Annotated in this window: 7 protein-coding genes; 5 read left to right on the top strand and 2 right to left on the bottom strand. The window is 69.0% G+C overall.

All coding sequences use genetic code 11. The annotated features are described in order from the left end of the window. Positions 1-213 precede the first annotated feature (213 nt). Together ACFXKZ_RS19625 and ACFXKZ_RS19620 are read left to right on the top strand one after the other, a co-directional pair. A complete protein-coding gene (locus ACFXKZ_RS19625) occupies positions 214-609 on the top strand; it encodes a MerR family transcriptional regulator (protein ID WP_380002043.1) in 396 nt (131 codons plus the stop codon). 106 nt (positions 610-715) lie between these two features. Continuing rightward, positions 716-1,639, top strand: coding sequence for an NADP-dependent oxidoreductase (locus ACFXKZ_RS19620; RefSeq protein ID WP_380002041.1), 924 nt, complete (start codon positions 716-718; stop codon positions 1,637-1,639). A 133-nt stretch (positions 1,640-1,772) separates the two neighbouring features. Here the strand turns inward: ACFXKZ_RS19620 and ACFXKZ_RS19615 are convergent, their stop codons facing one another. Continuing rightward, positions 1,773-2,420, bottom strand: coding sequence for a transposase (locus tag ACFXKZ_RS19615; protein WP_380002088.1), 648 nt, complete (start codon positions 2,418-2,420; stop codon positions 1,773-1,775). Here ACFXKZ_RS19615 and ACFXKZ_RS19610 point away from each other — a divergent pair. From ACFXKZ_RS19610 to ACFXKZ_RS19600, 3 genes are all read left to right on the top strand, one after another. Further along, positions 2,315-2,791 carry a hypothetical protein gene (locus ACFXKZ_RS19610; RefSeq protein ID WP_380002090.1) on the top strand — a complete coding sequence of 159 codons (477 nt, stop codon included), beginning with the start codon at positions 2,315-2,317 and terminating at the stop codon, positions 2,789-2,791. The two genes, ACFXKZ_RS19615 and ACFXKZ_RS19610, sit on opposite strands and share 106 nt — an antisense overlap. A 1,366-nt stretch (positions 2,792-4,157) precedes the next feature. Then, positions 4,158-4,706 carry a SigE family RNA polymerase sigma factor gene (locus ACFXKZ_RS19605; RefSeq protein WP_380002039.1) on the top strand — a complete coding sequence of 183 codons (549 nt, stop codon included), beginning with the start codon at positions 4,158-4,160 and terminating at the stop codon, positions 4,704-4,706. Beyond that, complete coding sequence (locus tag ACFXKZ_RS19600; RefSeq protein ID WP_380002037.1) at positions 4,703-5,281, top strand: PASTA domain-containing protein; 579 nt, start codon at positions 4,703-4,705, stop codon at positions 5,279-5,281. The genes ACFXKZ_RS19605 and ACFXKZ_RS19600 overlap by 4 nt, the downstream gene beginning before the upstream one ends. A gap of 1,720 nt (positions 5,282-7,001) precedes the next feature. Here ACFXKZ_RS19600 and ACFXKZ_RS19595 read toward each other — a convergent pair. Continuing rightward, positions 7,002-8,222: a tetratricopeptide repeat protein gene (locus ACFXKZ_RS19595; protein WP_380002035.1), complete on the bottom strand. Its 1,221-nt coding sequence runs from the start codon at positions 8,220-8,222 to the stop codon at positions 7,002-7,004. Between the last annotated feature and the right edge of the window lie 24 nt (positions 8,223-8,246).

Genomic DNA, 8,246 nt, shown 5'->3' with positions numbered 1-8,246 from the left:
GTCAAATGAGGCAGAATCCGCTGCCATCCCCCAGAACAGCACACCCACCAGAAACGATCGAACGGCTCCAACGTCACAAGATCAGCGACAGAGCCGACGAACGTGCTCAGTCGTGGGACCGGGAGGACAACCCTGCGGCCGTGGGGGTGTCCGCGAGCGTCCATGACTCGACGGCGGTCTGAACCTTGAGCACGCGGGCGTAGGCTCTCAGGGATGCGGATAGGCGAGTTGTCCAAGCGCACGGGCGTGAGTCCGCGCTCACTGCGGTACTACGAAGAGCAGGGCCTGCTGACCAGCTCACGCTCCGACGCGGGGCAGCGTCACTATTCCGATGCTGCGGTCCAGCGCGTGTCACTCATCCGACAGCTGTTCGACGCGGGTATGTCCAGCAGGGTGATCGCGACTGTGCTGCCGTGTGTGGACGTCCCGGGTGACCTGGGCGTCGCCGAGGAGACGTTCACGGCGATGATGCGCGAGCGCGACCGGATCGACGCCGACATCGCGCACCTGATCGAAACCCGGGATGCACTCGACGTGCTGATCAGGGCCAACAGCCGACACCGGGCGGAGCTGTCCACGGGCCCGGAATCGGTGGCGCAGTCGGCCTGATGATGTGATCTGCATCTCAGTCGGTTGCCCCTCACGTCAATGTCAGAGGTGAGGATGGTGACAACGCCCGGAATCACCGGGTCGGTGGTACGAGAGGCGGCAGAAGATGGGCCAGGCGTGGGGTTTCGGCAGGTATGGCGGGCCCGAGGTGCAGGAGTTCTTCGATCGTCCCGATCCCGTCCCCGGTCGCGGCGAGGTGCTGATCCGGGTCGATGTCGCCGGCGTGAATCCCCTCGACCACCTTCTGCGCTCGGGTCTGGTCGACGGGCTCGACGGCGGGCGTCCGTTTCCCCGCGTGCTGGGCATGGAGGCAGCCGGAATCGTTCTCGCCCGGGGCGAGGACGTCGACGGGCTCGAGGTGGGTGACGCGGTCTTCGGCTTCGCACTCACCGGTGGCGGCACCTACGCCGAGACGACGGTGCTGTCCGCGCCGAACACCGCGCGCATCCCGGAGGGTCTGTCCACGACCGTGGCGGCAACGCTGCCAGTAGCCGGGACGACCGCGGTGGACGTGCTCGACCAGCTCGGCCTCCCGGCCGGTGCCACGGTCCTGGTCAACGGAGTCGGGGGCGGGGTCGGCCTTGCCGTCGCCCGGCTGGGTATCGGGCGCGATCTGCGTGTGATCGGCACCGGGAGTACCGCCAAACGCGAGCACGCCGAGGCCATCGGGGTGCGGTTCATCGACTACACCGCCGAGGACGTCGCCGCCGCGGCACGCGAGCTGGTTCCGGACGGCTTCGACGGGATCGTCGACCTGGCCGGAGGCACCTCGCTGCGGACGGTCGCTCCGCTGGCCCAGGATCCCCGCAACGTCATCGCTGTGGGTGATATGTCTGTGCCCGATCTCGGTGGGCGTTTCGTCGAGCGTCGCGTCGACCGCGAGAACCTGGAGCGGTCGGCCCGGCTGGCCCTCGACGGACTCCTCGCACCCGTAATCACCGCGGTCCATCCGCTCTCCGATGCCCCGGCCGCCCTCGCCACCGTCGAGAACGGTCACACCTCGGGCAAGGTTGTCATCAAGGTGGCATGAGCTGTGCCCGGCCGTCCGAAGCTGTCGACCGTCCATTGCGGACTGACGGAAACCCGTGGTCAGCGCATCATCAACTGAGCACGTTCGTCGGCTCTGTCGCTGATCTTGGATGCTGTTGGCGATCTTCTGTGGGTCAGTGATTCCGGGGGATCGCGAGCTCGTCGCAGAGTCGTTGGAAACGGCTGGGAGCTCTGGGTGTTCGGGTGGGCATCGTGCCTGGTGGCAGGCATCCGCTGAGCCGGGCGATGTTGGTGCCAGCGGCGGCGAGAACGTGTTGGACATGGGTCTTGGCAATGCCGCGGTAGCGGCAGTTGCGCATCCCGTGGGCCCGGACGGTCTCGGAGACGGTCGCCTCACAGCCGGCCCGCATCGCGTACCGCCGCCGCCTTTCCGGGGCCTGTTGATCCCGGCGGACCCGACTCTGGATCTCGTGTAGAGGCCGGGGCATCAGGGTCAGATGTCGACCACGGCCGCCGGTGTTGCCGGTGCTCGTGCGCGCAGAACACGAAGACTCCGCATGCGCCCGACGTCGACAGGGTCGCCGGTGCGCCCGAGGTCGGTGCGGCCCAGCGGACGGCCGTACGCGACGTCGAGGCCGCGTACACGGCGCTGGAACAGTCGCTGGGCGGGCACGCCGAGCGCCGTGGCGAGGCGGTGTCGGACGTGTGCGGTGCCATGTTGAAGCGTCCGTCGTTCTTCGGCGAAGGGGGCGGGAGGTGGAGCAAGGTCCGCTGTGAGCGCGAGATCGTGCGCGCGTACGTACTCGACGGACCCCGGGCAACGCACGCAACGATCGTCGCCGACGCCCTGACCGCCGCCGGCTGGTCCCGCCCCGGAGCCGATTTCGTGGATCCGGGTACCTCCCCGTGTCCCGCGCCCGCGCCGTCCACCCCCCGAACCCCTTCCACGCAGGTCGTCCACGAATACCCGTGCACCATCGAGGCGACTCTGCCGTCCCGCGTGAGCCTGCATGCGCGGTTCTCGGACCAGGACCCGTTGCCCTACTTCTCCTCCCGGCTGCGACTCACCGACGCACGTTCCACCACCGGCACGATCACCGATTTCGACGTCCACTCCGTCACGAACACGCCCCGAGCGGCCGGGAGCAGCGTCGTGATCGTGTCCGTCCTCGATCCCTACTTCCAGCAATGACCGTGTTCCCGAACCGATTTCGCGCCCGCGCCCGAACCGTCCGTACGGCGTACCAGTCCACCGGCGCGAGGCTCCGACACCGGCGGACCCTCCTCACCGAGACCGTTGCGATCCGCGCTGTGGGGAAGCACGAGGGCCCCTGACCCGGGGGCAGGGGCCCGGTGCCGGGAGCCGCACGCCGGGGTCACCCCTCGGGCGTGTGGGCGGAGGCGCCCGGCGACGCAGGACACCGGATGTGCCGAAGCACGCTGGTTGTCACCAACGACCGCGTCGAGCTGCGATTTCCCGCCGACGAAGCACGCAGGTTGTCACCGGATCGGCACACCGCTTGTCACCATCGACCGACAAGGCACACGTGTTGTCACCGGCCGGATCGCTCCGACCACTCCCCGACCTGCCCAAAAACGTGTCCCTCCGAGCAGAGATCCACGCGAACAACCGTGCCGATGTGACAACCAGCGTGCCTCGGCACACGACAGGCTCAGACGTCAGACCGACAACCCCACCCGAAAGTCGTAAGGAAAACCAGACAGGAAAACCCGACAGGAACCCGAAAGACGCCCCACAGGAACCGCCACTCCAGCGACACCGGTTCACCTCAACCGCGGCCAAGACCCGCCGACCGGACGCCCCAGGCCTCACCCACCGAAACAGCCCGCCACCCGTCCACAGGTCTTCCCAACCGAACCGACCATCCGTCCCAAATCCTGCAAAACCACAGGCCACAAGCCAGACCAAAGCCGAGCAAGACGCAAAACCCAGGCCACGCACCCAAGATCCAAAATCCCAGATCCTGCAAACACACTGGTCAACACATGATCAATCGACAAGAACTTTCAAAACAGCCGGGACGGAGCAACCGACGCGGTACTGCTGGGGTGGGTGGCGGCGTGCGGCGGGGCCGAGGACAGCCCGCTCGGATGCGCGGTGCACCTCGGCGAGGTCCTGGTCGTGTGGGATCCCGGGGAGTGGCACGGGATCTCGTCGCACGGGTCCGCCGACGACACCGCGACGGTGGCGCGGGCCGCCGAGCGGATCGCGGCCGAGGTCGCCGACGGCCGGTGGATCCTGGGCGCCGACCCCGACGACGGGGCGCCCCGCCCCGCCGGCCCGGACGAACTCGCGCGTGCGGTGCGCGCCGCGAGCGGGGACGCAGATCGGTGGCCGACTGCGGGCCGCCCGCCCGGCGGCCCTCCGCTTTGCCGGGCCCCGCCCGCACCCCGGGCGGCAGCGGCGCGAGGTCCTGGGACACCCTTCCGTCCCGGCTGTGATTCACGTCACTGCCGGCGGCTCGGTGCAGCACCCGGCCCCGTTCCGCCGTCATGGGGGCAGTGATCGGGACGGGACGAGGAGAGGAGGTCGGCGGGTGAGGTTTCGCAGGAGCGGTCCGGGCAACGGATTCACGGAGTTCGTCGCACAGCGGTCGGGAGCGTTGTTCCGCACCGCGTATGCGCTGACCGGTGACGTGCACGTGGCCGAGGATCTGGTGCAGGAGACGCTGGAGCGGGCGTGCCGACACTGGCGGAAGGTCGCGGTGGCGGACTCGCCGGAGGCGTACGTGCGCAAAGTGCTGGTCAACCTGGCCAACGACCGCTGGCGGCGGCTGTCGCGCCGGGGCGAGCGCCCCGGGCTGTCGGGGGTGCCCGAGACGGCCGACCCCCGGGACCGGTTCGGGCAGGTGGATCTGCGCGCGGAACTGATCGAGGCACTGCTCGGGCTGCCGATGGGCATGCGCAGCGTGGTGGTCCTGTACTACCTGCACGATCTGGACGCCCGGCAGGTCGCCGACGTCCTGGACATCTCTTCGAGTGCGGTGAGGTCCCAGCTCGCCCGCGGCCTGGCCAAGCTGCGCGATTCCGTATCGGGCGCCCAGGCGCCGCACACGCCGTCGGCCGCTTTCGGAGGTACGAAGTGAGGAACACGTCGTCCGGACCGGCCCCGTTCGAGCCGGGCCTCGAAGCCGAGCTGCGTGCCGCGGTGGCCTCCTTCGCCGACGGGCCGACGGCGCCGGTCGTCGACGCGGCCGCGATCGAGCGAGCCGTCAGCCGCAGCCGCACCCGCCGGGCGCTCCTCGGCACCGCTGCGGCGTGCTGCGTGCTGGCGTGCGCCACGGTGGGGTCCTTCGCGCTGAAGCCCGTGCCGCCCGCGCCCGGCGCCTCCCCGTCCCTGTCCCCACCGGCGAACGGGGCGTGCACCCCGCTCGCCACCGGCACCCCCAAGAGCGGAAGCGCCGATGCGACTCCGACACAGGAGCAGGAGCAGACCGCGGGAGCGGGCATCGCGCTGCCGGACCTGGCCGGCATGCCGGTCGAACAGGCCGAAAGCCTGCTGCGCGGACTCGGACTGAGCTGCACGATCATGCGGCACACGGACTGGAACGCTCCCGCCGGGCAGGTGATCGGCAGTCACCCCCGGGGCGGCGCAGAACCGGTGGCACCGGGCTCGTCCGTCCTCCTACTGGTCTCGACGGGCAAACCCGGCAGAACCTGAGCGACCGGGCCCTTCGGCCCGCGCACCGGCCGAGTGACCCAGGGGCCGGTGCCGGGCAGTCCGTCGACTCGGCACTCGGCCGCCCGCGCCGGACTCGACGGCGCGAACGACGTGATGTTCGCGACGGTCACCGCGATGTCCCCGGACGATCGGCGCGGCGCGGCGAACACCGCAATCGACACGCTCGCCGGCGTCCTGGGCATGGGCATGGCCGGCCCGCACTGCGTGGAGCCGGGCCAGGCGGGCCGCCTCGGTGGTGGTCTCGTCGGCGCTGCTGCCGCCGTCCGGCCGGCGGTCCGTGCGGGCCGGCAGATCGGCGGCGAGGTGGGTCTCGGCGACCGTGGGCACCCACACACGACCGTTCAGCTCCACGGCGGCCCCGTACTGCAGGGTCCGCAGGGCGTCCCGGCAGAGCAAACCCGGGTCGGCGCGGGAGCAGTCGCGGCGTCCGCCCGCCCCACCCCAACCCGGCCAGGGATGTCCCGACCTCTCGGACCCGGTACACGCGGCGCAGCGAACACGGTTCCGACGCGCGAACACACCGCCCGCCACGAGGAATTCCCCCTCGCGTTGCGCGGCCTTCCCAAACCCTGCGACACCGCAGGTCAACCGACCCATCGCCGAAAGGCACACCCACCACCACAGACCGAAGCCCCATGTCACCAAGCACAGGCCGATCTTCTCGATCGGTGCCGCACCCCATGTCAGAGCACCGCACCCCGAACCCGCCATTGAGAAGAGGCACCGCTGCGCGCACCCCGCGTCCGGTCGTCCTCTCGAACCCGGGAACCGAACCCACCGAACCGCAACGGGGCGTTGGCGCCCGCATCTCGGGCGAGCCTGGCGCGGCGTACCTGTCAACTTGGGAGTTCGAGCCGGGACGGTGCCGGGCGGTATGCATTCGCTGAAACGGACGAGGTTGGTTCCGGCGGCGACGAGGACGTGTCGGACGTGGGCCTTCGTCCGGAGGGGCCGGCTCGCCCGGACGTCGAACGGCACCCGCATCCCCGGTCCGTTCGTTCGACTCCTACGCCCCGAACATGTCGGACGCCGCTGCCCGGGCGTGCCCGTACACGGACTTCCATGGCGCTCCGGCGGCGGGTTCCGGCCGGGTTCTCGTCGAAGTGCCCGACCCGGGCGTGGCCGGCCTCGTCCACGAGCAGATACTCGATGGCGTTCCCGACGGAGAACGACGAGGTCTCACGGCCGAGCGTGTCGAAGACCCGGACCCGATTCGCACATGCGCCCGACGGAAGGGGACGCCAAAGGGAATTCTCAACCGCGTTGCCCGCCCCCCTCACACCCTGCAGCACCGCAGGTCAACCGACGCCCCACCGAAAGACACACCCGACACCACACACCGAAACCCCAGCCCACGAAACACGAAACAACATTCTCAATCCGTGCCGCACCCCAGGTCAGAGGACCACACCCGCACAACCCCGCTGAGACGACACACCCGCCCCCGTCCACAGGCTTTCCCAACCGAACCGACCATCCGTCCCAAATCCTGCAAAACCACAGGCCACAAGCCAGACCAAAGCCGAGCAAGACACAAAACCCAGGCCACGCACCCGAGATCCAAAATGCCAGATCCTGCAAACGCACTGGTCAACACATGATCAACCGACAAGAACTCTCAAAACAGCCGGGACGGAGCAGCCGTGAGGCCGCGGCCTGGGGGACAGAACTCGCTCGGCGCCGCGATCCGCCTCGCCGGTCAGGCGCCCTTGATGCGGTTCAGCTTCGTCAGGAGGTTCGCCAGGTCGGTGGCCGCAGAATGGTGGCCGTCGGCAAGGGCACGCCGATACAACTCCTCGGCGTCCTCCATACGACCCAACTTCTCCAATAGGAGCGCAAGGTTGTAGGCCGCAGAGCGGTGCCCGGCAGCAACGGCACGCCGATACAACTCCTCCGCTTCCTCCACGCGACCCAACCTCGCCAAATACCAGGCGAGGTCGAAGGCGGCGTACTCGTATCCGTCGGCGAGGGCACGCCGATACAACTCCTCCGCCTCTCCGACATCCCCCGAATCGTGAGTTCGCTTGGGGTTGTCGTCGAGGTCGGTGTCCGTGGTCGAAGGCACGTAGGCGGTCTCTTTGGGGCTCTGGGTTGTCGGTCGACGTTGGTCGCCGTGGGGTGGGAGGCGGTTGCGTGTCTCTGTGGCGCTGGTGGGGCGATCCTTTGGGTTTTTGGCGAGGAGGTCCAGGACGAGTTGGTTCAGGTGCGGTGACACGTCGGGGCGTAGCTCGATCGGCGCTTGCGGCTCTTCGTGGAGGTGGGCGTACATCTGCCCGGATGCCTCGTGGTGGGCGAAAGGTGTTCTACCGGTGAGGAGTTCGCAGAGGATGCAGCCGAGGGAGTAGAGATCGCCGCGGTGGTCGCCGACGCCTCCTTGCCAACGTTCGGGCGACATGTAGGGGGTGGTGCCGATCATGGCGCTTGCGCTGGCGGTGATGGTGGCGTAGGTGCGAGCGAGGCCGAAGTCGAGGATCTTGATGCGGCCTTCGTGGGTGAGGAAGAGGTTCGCGGGCTTCAGGTCGCGGTGCACCAGGTTCGCGGCCTGGGCGGCTTCGAGGGCGTCGCAGATCTGGCGGGTCCAGTCGACGACCTGGTCGATGGAGGGCAGGTTCTCCCGGCAATGGTGGGCAAGGTCTTGTCCGTGGAGGCGTTCCATGACGAGGTACATGGGTTCGCCTTCGGCCCCGCCGCCGGCGTCGTAGATGGTTACGACGTTGGGATGGTTGAAGGTGGAGGCGGCCTGGGCTTCGCGGACGAACATCCTCTCGGCCGCGGGGTCCCCGTTCTTGGTGAGGAGTTTGACGGCGACGGTCCGGTGCAATCGAAGGTCGTCGGCGGTCCAGACCTCACCCATGCCGTCATGGCCGAGGCGGTGCAGGAGTTCGTAACGCCCGTCGACGATGCGGTGTGTGTCGGCCACGGTGTGCCCCCTCTGCGCGTGGTC

Source organism: Embleya sp. NPDC059237 (assembly GCF_042754105.1).
GTDB lineage: Bacteria > Actinomycetota > Actinomycetes > Streptomycetales > Streptomycetaceae > Embleya.
Note: the sequence above shows the minus strand (reverse complement) of the source record. Positions and strands in the feature narration are given on the sequence as shown.

Bases quoted from the DNA above. Each gene is read 5' to 3' on its own strand.
- ACFXKZ_RS19625 (WP_380002043.1), top strand. From the start codon at position 214: ATGCGGATAGGCGAGTTGTCCAAGCGCACGGGCGTGAGTCCGCGCTCA.
- ACFXKZ_RS19620 (WP_380002041.1), top strand. From the start codon at position 716: ATGGGCCAGGCGTGGGGTTTCGGCAGGTATGGCGGGCCCGAGGTGCAG.
- ACFXKZ_RS19610 (WP_380002090.1), top strand. From the start codon at position 2,315: ATGTTGAAGCGTCCGTCGTTCTTCGGCGAAGGGGGCGGGAGGTGGAGC.